Source organism: Micromonospora sp. NPDC049114, from assembly GCF_040648635.1.
In the GTDB taxonomy this organism is placed as follows: Bacteria; Actinomycetota; Actinomycetes; order Mycobacteriales; family Micromonosporaceae; genus Micromonospora.
In genome coordinates, this window is record NZ_JBEZEA010000002.1 from 393,434 (window position 1) to 408,985 (window position 15,552).

The 15,552-nt window shown below is 73.0% G+C and carries 16 protein-coding genes; 10 read left to right on the top strand and 6 right to left on the bottom strand.

From position 1 onward, the window contains the following. The first annotated feature begins 2 nt into the window (after positions 1-2). Together AB0B39_RS09425 and AB0B39_RS09430 are read left to right on the top strand one after the other, a co-directional pair. Positions 3-779, top strand: a complete 777-nt coding sequence (locus tag AB0B39_RS09425; protein ID WP_357573981.1) for a methyltransferase domain-containing protein — start codon at positions 3-5, stop codon at positions 777-779. Between the two features lie 187 nt (positions 780-966). Beyond that, on the top strand, positions 967-2,361 hold the full coding sequence (locus AB0B39_RS09430; RefSeq protein WP_357492171.1) for an FAD-dependent oxidoreductase: 1,395 nt from the start codon (positions 967-969) through the stop codon (positions 2,359-2,361). Between the two features lie 66 nt (positions 2,362-2,427). On the opposite strand, the gene AB0B39_RS09435 is transcribed toward AB0B39_RS09430, so the two are convergent. From AB0B39_RS09435 to AB0B39_RS09445, 3 genes are read right to left on the bottom strand one after another with little or no spacing between them, the layout of a single operon-like run. After that, a complete protein-coding gene (locus tag AB0B39_RS09435; protein WP_357492173.1) occupies positions 2,428-3,195 on the bottom strand; it encodes a nucleotidyltransferase domain-containing protein in 768 nt (255 codons plus the stop codon). Positions 3,196-3,245: 50 nt separating this feature from the next. Further along, entirely contained in the window at positions 3,246-4,613 is a 1,368-nt protein-coding gene (locus AB0B39_RS09440; protein WP_357492175.1) for a hypothetical protein, read from the bottom strand. A gap of 5 nt (positions 4,614-4,618) precedes the next feature. Continuing rightward, positions 4,619-5,095, bottom strand: a complete 477-nt coding sequence (locus tag AB0B39_RS09445) for a hypothetical protein (RefSeq protein WP_357492177.1) — start codon at positions 5,093-5,095, stop codon at positions 4,619-4,621. Between the two features lie 102 nt (positions 5,096-5,197). Between AB0B39_RS09445 and AB0B39_RS09450 the strand changes: the two genes are divergently transcribed. Then, positions 5,198-6,031, top strand: a complete 834-nt coding sequence (locus AB0B39_RS09450) for a copper resistance protein CopC (protein ID WP_357573982.1) — start codon at positions 5,198-5,200, stop codon at positions 6,029-6,031. A 250-nt stretch (positions 6,032-6,281) separates the two neighbouring features. Continuing rightward, a complete protein-coding gene (locus AB0B39_RS09455) occupies positions 6,282-9,113 on the top strand; it encodes a ricin-type beta-trefoil lectin domain protein (RefSeq protein ID WP_357573983.1) in 2,832 nt (943 codons plus the stop codon). Between the two features lie 83 nt (positions 9,114-9,196). On the opposite strand, the gene AB0B39_RS09460 is transcribed toward AB0B39_RS09455, so the two are convergent. Continuing rightward, positions 9,197-9,583 (bottom strand): DUF2267 domain-containing protein, encoded by a 387-nt coding sequence (locus tag AB0B39_RS09460; protein ID WP_357573984.1) that lies wholly within the window; start codon positions 9,581-9,583, stop codon positions 9,197-9,199. A gap of 150 nt (positions 9,584-9,733) precedes the next feature. On the opposite strand from AB0B39_RS09460, the gene AB0B39_RS09465 reads away from it, so the two are divergent. From AB0B39_RS09465 to AB0B39_RS09485, 5 genes are all read left to right on the top strand, one after another. Then, positions 9,734-10,540: an SAM-dependent methyltransferase gene (locus AB0B39_RS09465; protein WP_357492185.1), complete on the top strand. Its 807-nt coding sequence runs from the start codon at positions 9,734-9,736 to the stop codon at positions 10,538-10,540. Positions 10,541-10,703: 163 nt separating this feature from the next. Further along, entirely contained in the window at positions 10,704-11,036 is a 333-nt protein-coding gene (locus AB0B39_RS09470) for a nuclear transport factor 2 family protein (protein WP_234586754.1), read from the top strand. A gap of 34 nt (positions 11,037-11,070) precedes the next feature. Continuing rightward, complete coding sequence (locus AB0B39_RS09475) at positions 11,071-11,907, top strand: oxidoreductase (protein ID WP_357492187.1); 837 nt, start codon at positions 11,071-11,073, stop codon at positions 11,905-11,907. Between the two features lie 181 nt (positions 11,908-12,088). Next, positions 12,089-12,421 (top strand): STAS domain-containing protein, encoded by a 333-nt coding sequence (locus AB0B39_RS09480; RefSeq protein WP_357492189.1) that lies wholly within the window; start codon positions 12,089-12,091, stop codon positions 12,419-12,421. Positions 12,422-12,450: 29 nt separating this feature from the next. Next, positions 12,451-12,846: an ATP-binding protein gene (locus tag AB0B39_RS09485; RefSeq protein WP_357573985.1), complete on the top strand. Its 396-nt coding sequence runs from the start codon at positions 12,451-12,453 to the stop codon at positions 12,844-12,846. A 10-nt stretch (positions 12,847-12,856) separates the two neighbouring features. Here the strand turns inward: AB0B39_RS09485 and AB0B39_RS09490 are convergent, their stop codons facing one another. Further along, complete coding sequence (locus AB0B39_RS09490; protein ID WP_357573986.1) at positions 12,857-14,401, bottom strand: SpoIIE family protein phosphatase; 1,545 nt, start codon at positions 14,399-14,401, stop codon at positions 12,857-12,859. A 186-nt stretch (positions 14,402-14,587) separates the two neighbouring features. Between AB0B39_RS09490 and AB0B39_RS09495 the strand changes: the two genes are divergently transcribed. Continuing rightward, a complete protein-coding gene (locus AB0B39_RS09495; RefSeq protein WP_357492195.1) occupies positions 14,588-14,965 on the top strand; it encodes a nuclear transport factor 2 family protein in 378 nt (125 codons plus the stop codon). 53 nt (positions 14,966-15,018) lie between these two features. Here AB0B39_RS09495 and AB0B39_RS09500 read toward each other — a convergent pair whose 3' ends face one another. Beyond that, on the bottom strand, positions 15,019-15,489 hold the full coding sequence (locus AB0B39_RS09500) for a molybdenum cofactor biosysynthesis protein (RefSeq protein WP_357492197.1): 471 nt from the start codon (positions 15,487-15,489) through the stop codon (positions 15,019-15,021). Positions 15,490-15,552 lie beyond the last annotated feature (63 nt).

The window sequence follows — 15,552 nt, forward strand, 5'->3', positions numbered from 1 at the left end:
CGATGAGCCACCACCCGAATGCGACGCCCACCGCCGCCGATCAGATCGCGTACCTCGACACGGCCGCGGCCACCGCTGTCGGACGCGACTACAAGAGGCGTGCCCTCGACGCCCTCGATCTGCGGCCGGGGCACACGGTGGTGGACGTCGGCTGCGGCCCGGGGACCGACCTCGGACGGCTTGCCGACGCCGTCCAGGCCGGCGGCCGGGTTGTCGGAGTCGACAGTGACGCGCGGATGCTCGCCGAGGCCGGTCGGCGGCTGGCCGACCGGCCGACGATCGGCCTGCGCGCGGGCGACGCGCACGCGCTTCCGCTGGACGACACCAGCATGGACCGGGCCCGGATCGACCGGGTCCTCATGCACGTCGCGGATCCCGCGATGGTGCTGAGGGAGGTTCGTCGGGTGCTGCGCCCGGGTGGTGTGCTCGCGCTGACCGAGCCGGACTGGGACACCCTCGCGGTCGCCGACGAGGACGTGCGGACGAGCCGCGGCTTCGCCCGCTTCGTCGCGGGGCGGGTGCGGAACGCTACTGTCGGACGGGAGCTGGTCCGGCTGTCGGCGCGGGCTGGCCTGCGGGTGAGATCGGTCGAGGCGATCGCCGTCGTCTTTCGGGACTTCGACACGGCGGACCGGATCCTGGGGCTGCGGCGCAATTCGGCCCGCGCCGTCGCGGCCGGCGAGCTGACCGACGCGGACGTTCAGCCGTGGCTGCGACGTCTCACGGACGGTCCCCTGCTGGCGGGGTTCACCCTGTACCTGGTCACGGCCGAAGCCTGACGCCGCGCGGCGGGCCGGTCCCGACTCGGCGCCGCCCCGTCGTCGGGCACGACGCACCGGGGACGATTCTGCACCGAACCATCCCGAACGTGGCGCCGGAGCTGGCAGGCTGGGTTGGCCGACACGCACCGACCGCCGCTGGCCCGACTGGCGACCCAGGAGCGCCTCGTGGCCGGAAGGAGCGCCAGTGACCGACCAACCGGAGGACTTCGACCTGCTCGTCGTGGGCGGCGGCAAGGCCGGCAAGACGCTGAGCATGGACGTTGCCCGGTCCGGCCGTCGGGTGGCGATGGTGGAGCGCGGCATGATCGGCGGTAGCTGCATCAACGTCGCGTGCATCCCCACGAAGGCCCTGGTGACGAGCGCGCGGGCGGCCCGCCAGCTGCGCCACGCCGCCGCGCTCGGCGTCGTGGTCGAGGGCGGGCACGTCGACGTGGACCTGCTGCGGGCGCACAAGCAGGACGTCGTCGAGGGCATGGTCGCCGCCAACCGGCAGCAGTTCCTCGACTCGGGCCTGCACCTGGTGATCGGTCAGGCCCGCTTCGTGGCCGCGCGGACCGTGCGGGTGTCACTGGCCGACGGCGACGAACGACTGCTGCGCGGCGACGACGTGGTCGTCAACACGGGCACCCGGCCGTACCTGCCGTCCGTACCCGGAATGGCCGAGGCCGGGGTGCTGACCAGCGACGACCTGCTGCGCCTGGACCGGCTCCCGGCACGACTTGTGGTGCTCGGCGGTGGCACCGTCGGGGTGGAGTTCGCGCAGATGTTCGCGTCGTTCGGCAGCGCGGTGACGGTGATCGAGGGAGGTCCCCAGCTGCTGACCCGGGAGGACCCCGACATCGGCGACGCGATGATGCGGGTCTTCCTCGACGACGGCATCGACGTACGCGTCGGGGTGACTGTCGCCCGGGTCGACCGCGACGCCGACGGTACGGCCCGGATCACGCTCGACGACGGCAGCGTGGTGACCGGTGACGACGTGCTGGTGGCGGCCGGCCGGGCGCCGGTCACCGACGGGCTCGGGCTGGACGCGGCAGGTGTCCGACTCAATGACAGTGGCTTCGTGCTGGTCGACGAGTACCTGCGCACCAGCGCCGAGCGGACGTGGGCGGCCGGGGACGTCGCGGGCAGCCCGCAGTTCACCCACGCCTCTCTCGACGACTATCGGATCATCCGGGCGAACCTGGCCGGTGCGCAGCGCAGCACGGCGGGAAGGCTCATCCCGTACACCGTCTTCACCACCCCGGAGCTGGCGCGGGTCGGTCTCAGCGAGAGCGACGCGCGCCGCGCCGGGTACGACGTCCAGGTGGCCCACCTGCCCGTCGCCGCGATCCCCCGGGCCCGCACCCTGCGCCAGACGCAGGGCATGTGGAAGGCGGTGATCGACGCCCGGACCGACCAGATCCTGGGCGCGGCGCTGCTCGGCGCGGAGGCGGGCGAGGTGATCACGTCGGTGCAGCTGGCAATGCTCGCCGGCATGCCGTGGACCGCGCTGCGGGACGCGGTCATCACGCATCCGACAATGGCCGAGGGCCTCAACCTGCTCTTCGCGTCGCTGACGTCCCGCCCGGTGCGCTGAGCACGTCCCGCCCGGTGCGCTGAGCACGTCCCGCCCGGTGCGCTGAGCACGTCCCGCCGGGCGAGGTCAGCCGGCGATCTCGGCGCGTACCCGTTGCTGGAAGGCACGCGCCTGGGCACCCGTGGGCGGTGGCCCACCGTGTCGCGCGGCGATCGCCCGGCGGATCACCTCATCCGGGTCGCCGGTGTCGACGAGCCGCCGGCCGGCGTCCACCTTGGACAACCACGCACCGTCGCGGTGGCGCACCAGCGAGCGGCAGGCGCCGAGCACCGCGTCCTCCGCGCCGGGCGCGGGCCGGTCGCCCGGTGGCGTCGGCAGGGCCAGCCACCAGGTCAGCGCCTCGATCAGCAGGCGGCGCAGGTCGGCCGGGTCGAGGTCGGCGAAGGCCTCCGCCGCCGGCGGTCCGTGCAGCGCCATCCCGCTCTGGTGCAGGATGCTGCGGTCCAGCCCGTACCAGAACCGGCCGTCGGCGCTCGGGCGGTCCGCCGGGTCGAGGGTGCGGCGGAACGGCATCGCGCGCCCGGTGTTCAGCTCGACCTCGAAGCCGGGCTCGGGGCTGCCGGCCGCGGCCACGGCCCGCTGGTACACGACCAGTTCCAGCCCGCGCGCCGGGCAGGGCAGCGCCTCGTGCCGCAGCCGTGCCACGAGGGTCCGCTTGGCCGCCTCGGTCAGCGGGTCGGCGCAGACCAGCGCCACGTCCACGTCGCTCCGGCCGGGCTGGTACGCGCCGAGTCCCACCGACCCGGCCGCGTACGCCCCGACGAGATCGCCGCCGAGCACGTCCCGGGCGGTGTCAACGAGGTCGTCGAGGTAGCGCCGAAGGGCAGAGTCCACGCCCCATCCTCACCCGTGGGCGCGGGCGCGTCGGCACCGGGCCGGCGGCCCTAACCGGCGTAGAGCAGCAGCAGGCCGGCGACGGTGTACGCGACCATCAGCGCGAGCAGCGGGAGCTGACCGGCCACCGCCCGCGCCCGGGGGAACAGGTACAGGGCGCGGTCGTGAGCGAGCAGCGTCCCGAGCAGGTGCCCGACGATGATGACGGTGATCTGGAGGTTGGCCACCCCGGACGGGGTGACCAGCCCGGTGTGCGGTTGCCAGCCCGCCGTGCCGAACCAGTCCGCCCCGGTGTCACGCGGGTCGGACAGCAGGGCGACGGTGCGTTGACCCTCCAGGATCAGCAGCGAGTAGTAGTGCGCCACCACGTAGCCCACCGCGATCGGCACGATCGAGTGCGCGAGTTCGCGCGGCACCCGCGGCGACTCCGCAGGGTTCGGCGGCCCCGCGGCGTCTGGCGGTCGGGGACCGCCGACGCGGGCGGCGGCGCCGGTGGCGAGCAGGTACGCCACGGCGACGACCCCGATGACCACGATCAGTCCGGCGCTGCCGGTGACCGCCGGGGGCAGGCCGTTCTCCTGGGAGAAGCGCAGCCACGCCGGCGCGTTGGAGAGGCTGTCGAACATGGTCGAGCCGAGTAGCACGATCACCACGGCGACGAGCCCGGGACGGGGCCGCAGTCCGGCGATCCCGTCGAGCGGGTTGCGCCACACCAGCACTCCGTCGGCGGCCCTGCCGATCGGGGCGAGCTGGCCGACGAGCGCGCTGTAGACCTCGAACGGGTCGGCCCGGTCGAACCAGCCCGCGCCGAACAGCGCGGCGCCGCCGAGCATGACCACTGCGTACCCGGCCAGCCACGCGGTGATGACCGGCAGGGTGGCCCGGTCCGGCGCGACCAGTTCCAGCCAGACGAACCCGAACAGGGTGAGCGCGGCCGGCCAGAGGCCCACGCCGGTGGGCAGCTCCCGGACGCCGCGTGCGGGCTCGCGCCGCGCCGCCAGGGCGACGAGCAGGTGCACGGTCCGCAGCGGGTTGACGGCCCGCCAGAGCGGGCCGAACAGCAGCGAGGCGGGTACCAGCCCGACCCAGAGGAGCACGTAGAGCGCGCCGGCCGTCGGATTGTCCGGGGTGTCCGGCCCGCCGAGCAGGCCGACGCAGAACCAGCCGACGGCGAGCAGTCCCAGTGCGCGCAGCGCCCACCGGAACGCGGGGGCGTCGACGAGGCCGGCCAGCCGGTCGGGCAGCGGCCGGCCACCGGCGGCGTCCCGGTCGAGGCGTGGCTCGCGCCAGAGCAGGCCCAGGGCGAGGAACGTGACGACCAGGGTCAGCGCGGCGGCGACGACGAGTTCGGCAAGCGTGATGGGCAGGTCCTGGCGGCCGCCGACGCCGTGCGCCAGCAGCGCGGGAGCGGCGGGCATCCCGCTCAGCGGACGACGAGCTGGAACAGCACCAGCTCGGTCTCGTGCGTCTCCACCTCGAACAGCCCGGTCTTCTCGGCCCGGAACTCCACCGAGCCGGGCGTACCGGCCGGCAGTCGGGCCCCCAGGTCGTAGCCGTGCACGTGCAGTTCGTCGGCGACGTCCGAGGTGACGGTGATCCGGACCAGTTGCCCCTTGGTCACGGTCACCCGGCCGGTGGGCGGGCTGATCCGTCGTTTGGCGATGGTCACGGTGATCTCCCGGTCGGCCCCGGGCGTGCTGGCGGCGGGAGTCGGGCTGTCCGCCGAGGCCGGCGCGGAGGCGCTCGGTGCGGCGGTCGACGTGGCCGGCGTCGAGGGGGCGGCGACGGACGGGTCGTCGTCCTGCCCGCAGCCGGCGGTGAGCAGGGCGCTGAGCAGGCCGGTGACGAAAAGGGCGGTGGGGACGGCGGTGCGGTGGCCACCGGGGGTACGGACGAGCACGGGCGGACTCCGAACGACGCGGGGGGACGGGGTGTCGAGCTGATCGTCGGAGGGTGAACTCTACGTCTTGTTCGGCGGTGGGGAAATGACCATGATGAACGAATGCGATCGAGGCTGGTCACTGTCTGTCACGTTGTGTGCCGTACCGTCGCGGTGCTGGCGGCGCTGCTGGTGGTGTCCCTGGCGCTGCCCGCCGCCCCGGCGTCGGCGCACGGGCAGTTGGCGACCTCCACGCCGCTGACCGGCACCGTCGTCCGTAAGCCCCTGACCCAGATCGGGTTGTACTTCACCGAGAAGCCGGCCGCCAACGCGCACTTCACCCTCACCGGGCCGAACGGGTCACGGGTGGACAGCGGCTGGTCGCACGGCGAGCCGAAGCGGCTGGACAAGCCGGTCCAGGAGTACTTCATGGTCAACGGGGTCTTCGAGCCGCGGCTGTACCACACCGGCTTTCCCGCGATGGTTACCGTCGCGCACTGGCCGGCGAAGGGCCGCTACACCGCCAGCTATCTCACTGTCGCGTCGGACGGCGAAGCGGTGCGGGGCACCGTCACCTTCGACTACCAGGGCCCGAGCACGCCCGCCCCGGCCGGCTGGACGGCACCGACGAACGGCCCCGAGCCCGCCCTCCTCGCCCAGGCCGAGGGCACCCCCTCGGCCTCCGCCGTGCCGGCGGCGACACTCCCGGCGGACGCCACCCCCGCGGCCGCGCCGCCGGCGTCCCCACCGGCGGGAGGTCTTCCGCCCTGGGTGGTGCCCGCCGCCGTCGTCGTGGTCGTCGGCACGATCATCGTCGTGGCAGCCCGTCGCCGGCCGGCGCAACGCGCGTCCGGCGGCACCGCCCGTCCGCGCGGCGCAGCGCCGCGTCCACGGGGTGCGGCGTCGCGTCCGCGCGGTGGAACGGACCGCCGGCCGGCTCGTCGCGGCCGCCGCTAACCCGGACGGGCATCTCCGGGCATTCGGGGACAAGCACCGCGACCTTTCGCACGGACATCGGGAACTTTTGATGTATCGATGCAAAGGCATGGACAGTCAGATCGAAAGCCCTTAATGTCTCGACCCATCAACCCGGTGTTTCCGGATCGTCACTCGTCGGCGTCGAGGACGTTACGGACCGGGCCGGCGGCCACCGCCTCACATCGCTGCACACCGGCCGTCGGTCACTCCTATCCTCTGTGGAGGAACGATGGGCACACCGCTGCTGCGCCGATTCCGCAGTCCCGTCCTGGGCGCGCTCGCGCTCGTCCTCGCCGTCGGTTTCTGGGCCGACCCGGCCGACGCCGCCCCCGAGCAGGAACCGGGCGTCACTCTGCGCGTCTACGACGTCCAGGTGCCGCTCTCCGAGATCTGCACTCTCAAGCCCGCGCAGACCCCGAACGTGGACAAGCTGATGTCCACGATCAACTGGACGTCGCCAGCCGACTTCGGCTTCGACGACAACTTCGTCTCGCAGGTGCTCGGCAACATCACCATCACCCAGGCCGGGAGCTACACCTTCCGGCTCAGCAGTGACGACGGCTCCAAGCTGACCATCGACAACACCGTCGTGATCAACCATGACGGCCTGCACGGCGCCACCCCACCCAAGGAGGGCGCGGTCACCCTCGCGTCCGGGCTGCACCCCCTGCGCATCGACCACTTCGAGCGCACCGGCGGCCAGCAGATCACCCTGGAGTGGCGGACGCCCGGCTCATCGTCCTTCGTCGTCGTGCCCACCTCGGCGCTGAGCACCGACGCCGGAGTCGTGCGGGTCACCGCACCGGGGCGCAAGGAGTGCGAGGGGGTCACCGACTCCCCCGGCGACGGGTTGCCGCTGACCGGCGTGCACCCCGGCTACACGCTCACGAACCTGCGGCCCTCGGGCTTCCAGCCGAAGGTCACCGGGATGGACTGGCTGGCCGACGGCCGGCTGGTCATCAGCACCTGGGGTGGCAGCGACCAGTCCGGCACCTCCCAGGACGGCGAGGTGTACATCATGGGCAACACCGGCGGCGCGACCGGTCCCGGGTCGGTCACCACGAAAAAGATCGCCGGCGGGCTCAAGGAACCGATGGGGCTCAAGGTCGTCGACGGCGTGGTCTACGTGTCGGAGAAACAGCGGCTGACCCGGCTCGTGGACACCACCGGCGACGAGGTGGCCGACCGCCTGGACACCGTCGCCACCTGGCCGTACGGCGGCAAGTTCCACGAGTTCGCGTTCGGTCTGCTCTACCAGGACGGCTCGTTCTACGTGAACCTGTCGGTGTCGATCGACTACGGCGGCGCGACAACGGTGCCGCAGCCCGCCGCCAACCGGGGCACCACCATCAGGGTCAACAAGGACACCGGCGCGGTCAGCTACATCGCCGGCGGGCTGCGGACGCCGCACGGCATCGGCTGGGGTCCGGAGGGCGGCATCTTCGTCACCGACAACCAGGGCGGCTGGCTGCCGTCGTCGAAGCTGGTGCACATCAAGCAGGGGCGCTTCTTCAACCACTACATGACCCCGGCGGGCCCGTTCGACGCCAACCCGGTCACCCCGCCGGTGCTCTGGATGCCGCAGAACGAGATCGCCAACTCCCCCAGCACGCCGCTCTACCTCACCACCGGGCGGTACGCCGGGCAGTTCGTCATCGGCGACGTCACCTACGGCGGCCTCCAGCGCGCGTCGGTGGAGAAGGTCAACGGCGAGTACCAGGGTGCGCTGTTCCGCCTCACCCAGGGCCTGGAGGCGGGCGTCTCCGAGGTCAACCTCGGCCCGGACGGCGCGATCTACGTCGGCGGGCTCGGCGCGGGCGGCAACTGGGGGCAGACCGGCAAGCTGACGTACGGGTTGCAGAAGCTCACCCCGAACAGCGCCAGCACCTTCGAGATGCTGGCCATGCGGGCCACCACCGCCGGTTTCGAGGTGGAGTACACCCAGCCGGTCTCGGCGGAGACCGCCGCCAACCTGGCCGCCCACTACAAGGTCAAGCAGTGGCGGTACGAGGCGACGTCCAACTACGGCGGCCCGAAGATCGACGAGGAGACGTTGACCGTCAGTGGGGCCACCCTCTCGGCGGACGGCCGGAAGGTCACCCTGACCGTCGACGGGCGCAAGGCCGGCCGGGTGGTCTACCTGCGCTCACCCCGCCCGTTCACCTCCACCAGCGGGCAGTCGCTGTGGAGCACCGAGGCGTGGTACACGCTCAACGCCATCCCGGGCGTCACCCCGCCCGGTGGCGGGACCAACCTGGCGCTCAACAAGCCGGCCACCGCGGACAGCTCCTGCTCGACGACCGAGGGGCCGGCCAAGGCCGTCAACGGCAGCGTCACCGGCGGCAACGGCGACAAGTGGTGTTCCAAGGGCACGTCGAAGTACCTCCAGGTGGACCTGGGCGGCAGCTACGCGGTGAACCGGGTGGTGGTGAAGCACGCCGGCGCCGGTGGTGAGGACGCCGCCTGGAACACCCGGGACTTCACCATCGCGTCCAGTCCCGACGGCACGAACTGGACCACCCGGGCCACGGTGACCGGCAACACGGCGAGCACCACGACGCACGACGTCACCGCGCCCGGCGCCCGCTACGTCCGGCTGGCCGTCACCGCGCCGACCAGCACCAGCGACACCGCCGCGCGCATCTACGAGCTGGAGGTGTACGGCAGCGCCGCCAGCGGCGCGGGCAGCATCACCGGCATCGGCGGCAAGTGCCTGGACGTGGACAACGCCGGCACCGCGGACGGCACGAAGGTGCAGTTGTGGACCTGCAACGGCACCGGCGCGCAGTCGTGGAGCCGGTCCGGTGACACGTACCGGGCGCTGGGCAAGTGTCTCGACGTGGACAACGCCGGCACCGCCGACGGCACCAAGGTGCAGTTGTGGACCTGCAACGGCACCGGCTCGCAGGTGTGGCAGCCGCAGTCCGACGGGTCGATCCGCAACCCGCAGTCGGGCAAGGTGTTGCAGGCCGCCGGGGGCGCCAGCGCCGACGGCACCCAGATCCAGATCGGCACGTACGCCGGTGGCGCGCACCAGAAGTGGGTGGTCACCGCGGGCTGACGCCCGGGGCGCGGTCTGGCCGCCGGCCGGTCAGACCGCGCTTTGCGCCGACAGTTGGACGGCCAGGCCGGACACGGCGTCGGTCAGGGGCCGTGCGGCAGGGGTTGGGCCAGTGCGCGCAGGTCCGCCGGGAGTTGGGACAGGGCGTCGGTGAACTCGCGGTGCCCGACCACCCGGTGCATGGTCTGCAGAACCGCTCGTACGCCCCGTTCGGCTCCGGGCCGGTCCGTCCCGGCGCGGTCGGCCACGCGGCGCAGGAACTCGTCGTACCCGAACGCTTCCGGCGGCTCGGCGGCCTTGACCAGCAGTGGGCTCAACTCGGCGGCCAGGTGCGGAGCGAGCGCGGCGGCCTCGCCGCCGCTGAGGCGCTCGGTGAGCGTTTGCAGCACGGCCTCGGTCAGCGGGCGTGCCTGCGCGGGCGGGATGCCCGCCCGTGCCGCGACCTTGTCGACGAACCCCAGATCGGCCATGGTCCCGCCCTTTCCGTTGCCGAGACGCGTGGCTACCCGGGCCGACCGGCGGCAAACCCGAGGGCGTGGGCGTCCGCTTTGCGCATCGAAGGGCTGTGCGAACATGGTTGTCCTTCGTGTCTTGCCCACCCCCGAGCGGAAGGACGCCCCATGGCGGAAATCGCCCCCCTGCCGGCCGCCGACCAGCCCAAGATCGACACCAGCGTGCCGCACTCGGCCCGGATCTGGAACTACTGGTTGGGCGGCAAGGACAACTTCGAGATCGACCGGCTGGCCGGCGAGCAGGTACGCGAGCTGTTCCCCGCGATGATCGAGACCGCCCGCGAGTCACGGGCGTTCCTGTCCCGCGCGGTGCGCTTCCTCGCCGGTGAGGCGGGGATCCGCCAGTTCCTCGACGTCGGCACCGGTCTGCCGACCGCCGACAACACCCACCAGGTGGCCCAGCGGGTCAACCCGCGGAGCCGGGTCGTCTACGTCGACAACGACCCGATGGTGCTGGCCCACGCGCGGGCGCTGCTGGTCGGCAGCCCGGACGGGCTGACCCGCTACATCCACGCCGACCTGCGCGAGCCGGAGGCGGTGCTCCGGCAGGCCGCCGAGCACCTCGACTTCACCGAACCCGTCGCCGTCCTGCTGTTCGGGGTGATGGGCCACGTCGGCGACGACGACGAGGCGGTCGCCATCATCCGCGCCCTGCTCGACGCGGTGCCGTCCGGCAGCTACCTGGCGCTCTCCGACGGCACCGACACCAGCGAGGCCGTCGTCGAGTCGCACCGCCAGTACAACGAGAGCGGCGCGCTGCCGTACCACCTGCGCAGTCCGCAGCGGATCGCCCGGTTCTTCGACGGCCTGGAGCTGGTCGAGCCCGGTCTGGTGCCGTTCACCCACTGGCGGCCCGAGCACGACGGCACCCCGGCACCCCTGGACGGCTACTGCGCCGTCGGCCGCAAGCCCTGACCCGCGCCGCGTGGCGCCGGTGGCGGATCCCGCCGCCGGCGCCACGCGCGCCGAGGTCGGTTCTGTCGGTTGCTCCGCGCCCGGTCAGCCCCGTCTCGTACGGTGGGGTCGGACCGGGTTCACGCCAGCCGCCCGAGGGCGGCCCGTGCCGCAGGAGGAGCAGATGGCTGTCGACCTGCCCGACGTGATCGACAGGTACTTCCGAGCCGTCGGCGACAACGACCTCGACGCCCTCGTCGCCTGCTTCGCGGACACCGCGAGCGTGGCCGACGAGGACCGGCTGTACGACGGCCGACCGTCGATCCGCTCCTGGGCACAGCGGACGGCGGCGGCCTCCTCGTACACTGCCGAACCGTTGCGGGTGACGCCCCAGGCGGGCGACTCGTACCTGGTCAGCACACGGGTGTCGGGTGACTTTCCGGGCAGCCCGATCGAGCTGCGGTACCGGTTCACCCTGCGCGACGGCCTGATCGGTGCCCTGGACATCCGCCCGTAGCGACCACGCGGGTCGCCCGTCAGGAGGAGACGTCGTGGCACGAGTCTGGCTCGTCACCGGTTGCTCGCGAGGGCTCGGCCGGGCGCTCGCCGAAGCTGTGCTGGCCGACGGCGACCGGCTCGTCGCCACCGCCCGCAACCCGGCGCAGCTCGCCGACCTCACCGACCGGTACGGCGACCAGGTCCGGGCGCTCGCGCTCGACGTCACCGATCCCGCCGCCGCCCGGACGGCCGTACAGGGCACGGTGGACGCGTTCGGGAGCCTGGACGTCCTGGTCAACAACGCCGGGTACGCCGACGTGGCCGCGATCGAGGACGTGTCCGAGGAGGCATTCCGGGCGCAGATCGAGGCCAACTTCTTCGGAGTGGTCAACCTGACCCGCGCCGCCCTGCCGGTGCTGCGGGGGCAGGGGCGCGGGCACATCGTGCAGATCTCCAGTGTCGGCGACCGGGTGGCCAGCACCGGGCTGGGCGCCTACCAGTCCGCCAAGTGGGCGGTCGCCGGCTTCTCGGCGGTGCTCGCCACGGAGGTCGCGTCGTTCGGGATCCGGATCACCACGGTCGAGCCGGGCGCGCTGCGCACCGACTGGGCAGGCGCCTCGATGAGCATGTTGCCGGTCAGCGAGCCGTACCGGCCGGTCATCGAGCCGGTCGTGGAGCGGATGCGTCGCACCAGCGGGAACCAGCCCGGCGACCCCACCCGGGCCGCCCAGGCGATCATCCGGATCACCCGCGTCGACGACCCGCCCGCCCGGTTGCTCCTCGGCGCCGACGCCGTGGCGGCCGCCTCGACGGTCGCCGAGGCGCTCGCCGCGTCCGACGCGCGGTGGCGCGAGTTGAGCGAGTCCGTCGCGTTCGACGCGACGCCCTGACCCCCTGCAAGGGCGAATCGGCGACCCGCGCCGGACGTTCCGCGTCCCGTCGTCGGGCCCCGGAGCGGACCGGAACGGGTTTTCGTGATCACCCGCCGAACGGACGACGTGGTCAGTCGGCCGGCGGATGACATGATGTGCCGACAACAGCTGACGCTACGAGGAAGGGTGCTGCTGTCTGATGGCGCACTTCGAGGCCCGCACGTCCACGGCACCCGGGCGAATCGTGGTCACGCTGACCGGTGAGTGTGACCTGGCCGCCCAGGCTGAGCTGACGGGCGTGCTGTCCGCGGCGGTGCGCGCCGCGCCGGTGGTGGTGGTCGACGTCGGCGGGCTGCGGTTCCTCGACTCCACCGGCCTGCACGGCCTGGTGACCGCCCATCAGGAGGCACGCGCGAGCGGCCGGCATCTGTACGCCGTGAACGCCGCCGGCCCGGTAGCGGCCGTCCTCGACATCACCGGCATCGGCAACCTGCTGCGCCCGCCCGCCGACGACTCGCGGCTGGCGGGCTGATGGCGGCCGACCGGCGAGAGACCCGTACCGTGGCCGAGCAGCCCTCGCCCGCCCTGCGCACCGACACCATGGCGTACGAGGTGGCGAACGACCTGCGGGCGCTGCGGGCGTTCGTCTGCGCCGGCGCCGTCGCCCGGGGCCTGCCGGCCGAGCGGGTAGAGCTGCTGGCGCTGGCGGTCAGCGAGCTGGCCACGAACACGTTGCAGCACACCTCCGACGGTGGCCGGGTCCGGCTCTGGGCCGAGGGTGACCAGTTGTTCTGCGACGTCGTCGATCGGGGCCCGGCGCGGGCGTTCGGCCGGGTCATGCCGGCCGCCGACGCGGTACGGGGTCGCGGGCTGGCCATCGTCGAGCAGATCTGTGACGAGGTGGCCGTGCTGACCGCCAGTGAGGGCACCGTGGTCCGGATCCGACTGGCGCTCTGAGCGCGGCGGCTCAGGGCAGCACGCGCACGGCCAGGGTGCACGTGTCGTCGTCCGGGCTGGGATGGTTGAGCAGGTCACGCAGCCGCGCGAGGGGCTGCTCACCCGGCGTCGCGGTGAGCGCCGAGAGGGTTTCGCGCACCTGCGGCAGCAGGTCCTGCTCGGGCGCGCGTCTCTCGACCAGGCCGTCGGTGTAGAACAGCACGACGTCGCCGGGGTTCAGGCGCGGGGCGAGCACCGGGTACGCGGCGTCGTCCCCGGCGCCCAGCAGCAGACCCGGGGGGCGGTCGAGCGGGTCGGTCTGGCCGGCGCGGGACAGCAGCGGCACCATGTGCCCGGCGCGGCCCCAGCAGAGCACCCGGGTGGCCGGGTCGTACACCGCGACCACCGCGGTTGCGGTGATCGAGAGCTGCCCGCAGAGCCGGTTGAGGTGCCCCAGCAGCACCGACGGGTCCCGGATGCCGATCGAGAGCCAGGCGACCAGGGCGAAGCGCAGGTGCGCCATTCCGCTCGCCGCGTCCAATCCGTGACCGGCGACGTCGCCGACGGCGAGCACCACCTTTCCGTCCGGCAGGGACTGCGCGTGGTACCAGTCCCCGCCGACCCGCGCGGTGCTCTCGGCCGGCAGGTAGTTGACCACCGCCTCCAGGCCGGCCAGCGGAAACGGGTCGCGGGGCACCGGCTGGATGAGGTTCTGCAACTGCCCGGCCAGCCGGTGCTCAGCGAGGGCTGTCATCTCCCGCGTCCGCAACTGGTCGCTGAGTCGCTCGATGGCGGTCCGGGAGTCCACCCGGGCGGTCACGTCCTGCACCACGGCGTGGATCTTCAGCGGTGCGCCGTCCGCGTCGCGGGAGACGTCGGACAGGATGCGCAGATACCGCACCGCGCCCGCCGTCTGGAACCGGACCGTCACGTCCGAGGACGCGCCGCTGTCCAGCGTCTGCCACGCCGTCTCGCTGAGCATGTAGTCGTCGGGGAGCAGGGCGGCTGCCTGCTCGGTGCGCGACAGCGGGCCGAGCGCCGGATCGCGCTCGAAGATCCGGTACATCCCGGGTGACCACTGGCTGACCCCGCTGGCCAGGTCGTACTCCGCCCAGCCGAGGCTGCCCAGCAGCTCGGTGTGGTCCATGCGCCGGCGGTCCTCGTCGAGACGCTGCCAGGACACCAGCAGACCGCCGAGGACGCGGTGCACGTGGATGTCGAACAGCGAGTCGGCGACGACGCCGGTGCGCTTCTCCAGGTACCGGAAGTCGGCCAGGCGACCGGACGAACCGGTGGCGAGGACCTGCTGGTAGAGCTGCCAGAGAGGGCCGCCGACCATGCTGGGGTACAGCTCGCTGAGCCGGGCGCCCACCCGGTCGACGCCCCGCCCGTAGATGTCGTGGCTCTGGCCGCTGGTGGCCGCGATCCGGAAGTCGGCGGCCGCCCGGTGATCGTCGGGCACGGGCACCAGCCACGTGCACCCGGCCGGGACGACCGCGAGGATCTCCCGGACGACCGCCTCGACCGGCCGCGTCGCTTCGGCGGCGTACGCGCCGGGACCACCGTGGTCCGCCATGGCACGAAGCCTAGTCACCGACAGGCGTACGGCACACGGCCGGCGCATCGAGGTGGCGCTCGGACCAGATGGGGGCCACGGTGGGACGAGACGCGCCGCCGATGCGCCCACGTCGAGGCGTGCCGGCTGCCACAATGCGGTCAGTCCGGACGGTGGCGTCGGACGACGGAGACCAGGAGGACGGCCATGCCGGACAGCGCACGCGAGGCGGAGCTGCTCGACGCCGAACGCACCCTGCAGGCCGCGCAGCGGGCCGGTGACGTCGCGGCCCTCGATCAGTTGCTGGTCGACCAGCTCATCGCGATCGGCCCCGACGGCCGCCAGCACGGCAAGGCCGAGGACCTGGCGGCGCACCGGGACCGGACCTCGATCATCGAGGAGCTGGTCGAGGAGGAACTGGACCTGCTCGTCGTCGGGCGGACCGGCGTGACGTTCTTCCTGGGCCGGGTCGCCGGGGTGTTCAACGGTGAGCCGTTCGCCGCGCGCCTGCGCTACACCCGGACCTGGATCCACGACGACCCGCACGGCTGGCGCATCCTCGCCGCACACATCAGCCCGGTCTGACCGCCGGACGGGCTGTTCCGCCCAGCTCACGGTGGCGGCCGGCATGTGCCGCTTCAGCTCACGGTGGCGTCGATCGGGCCGACGCGCAGCAGACCGTCGTTGAGCGGGGTGCAGCGGATGCCGCCCGTGGTGCGCAGCGCCTTCCAGGCGCCCGGACCGACAGTGACGTCCATCCAGGCGCACGGGCGGGCGGCCCGGTTCACCCGCAGGCTGACCGGGCCGTCGCCGGAATCCAGGATCAGGACCCGGCCGATCAACTCGTCCACGGCGATGCCGGCGGTGAGGATGTTGCGTCGCACCTGCGCGAGGCCGATGCCGGCCGGCAGGGACTCCTGGGCGATCACTGTCACGCTGGCGTCGCGGTGCGCGGGCTTGCCGAAGTAGCGGTCGCCGACGATGCCGAGGCCGGCGCGGAGCGCGACGGTGTCGACCAGTTCGCCGGGAGGGGCCGGCGCCGGGCCGTCGGAGGGCCGGCCCAGGAAGCGGTGCACGGGCGAGGCCAGCAACTCGACGATCTGCGCCATGGCACGGATTCTACGAACGCGACGGTGCCCTCCGGGCGGGTTGCGCGCCCGAGGGGGACGGCG

Bases quoted from the DNA above. Each gene is read 5' to 3' on its own strand.
- AB0B39_RS09490 (WP_357573986.1), bottom strand. From the start codon at position 14,401: ATGGCGGACCACGGTGGTCCCGGCGCGTACGCCGCCGAAGCGACGCGG.
- AB0B39_RS09425 (WP_357573981.1), top strand. From the start codon at position 3: ATGAGCCACCACCCGAATGCGACGCCCACCGCCGCCGATCAGATCGCG.
- AB0B39_RS09500 (WP_357492197.1), bottom strand. From the start codon at position 15,489: ATGGCGCAGATCGTCGAGTTGCTGGCCTCGCCCGTGCACCGCTTCCTG.
- AB0B39_RS09480 (WP_357492189.1), top strand. From the start codon at position 12,089: ATGGCGCACTTCGAGGCCCGCACGTCCACGGCACCCGGGCGAATCGTG.
- AB0B39_RS09495 (WP_357492195.1), top strand. From the start codon at position 14,588: ATGCCGGACAGCGCACGCGAGGCGGAGCTGCTCGACGCCGAACGCACC.
- AB0B39_RS09455 (WP_357573983.1), top strand. From the start codon at position 6,282: ATGGGCACACCGCTGCTGCGCCGATTCCGCAGTCCCGTCCTGGGCGCG.
- AB0B39_RS09460 (WP_357573984.1), bottom strand. From the start codon at position 9,583: ATGGCCGATCTGGGGTTCGTCGACAAGGTCGCGGCACGGGCGGGCATC.
- AB0B39_RS09440 (WP_357492175.1), bottom strand. From the start codon at position 4,613: ATGCCCGCCGCTCCCGCGCTGCTGGCGCACGGCGTCGGCGGCCGCCAG.
- AB0B39_RS09470 (WP_234586754.1), top strand. From the start codon at position 10,704: ATGGCTGTCGACCTGCCCGACGTGATCGACAGGTACTTCCGAGCCGTC.
- AB0B39_RS09450 (WP_357573982.1), top strand. From the start codon at position 5,198: ATGCGATCGAGGCTGGTCACTGTCTGTCACGTTGTGTGCCGTACCGTC.
- AB0B39_RS09465 (WP_357492185.1), top strand. From the start codon at position 9,734: ATGGCGGAAATCGCCCCCCTGCCGGCCGCCGACCAGCCCAAGATCGAC.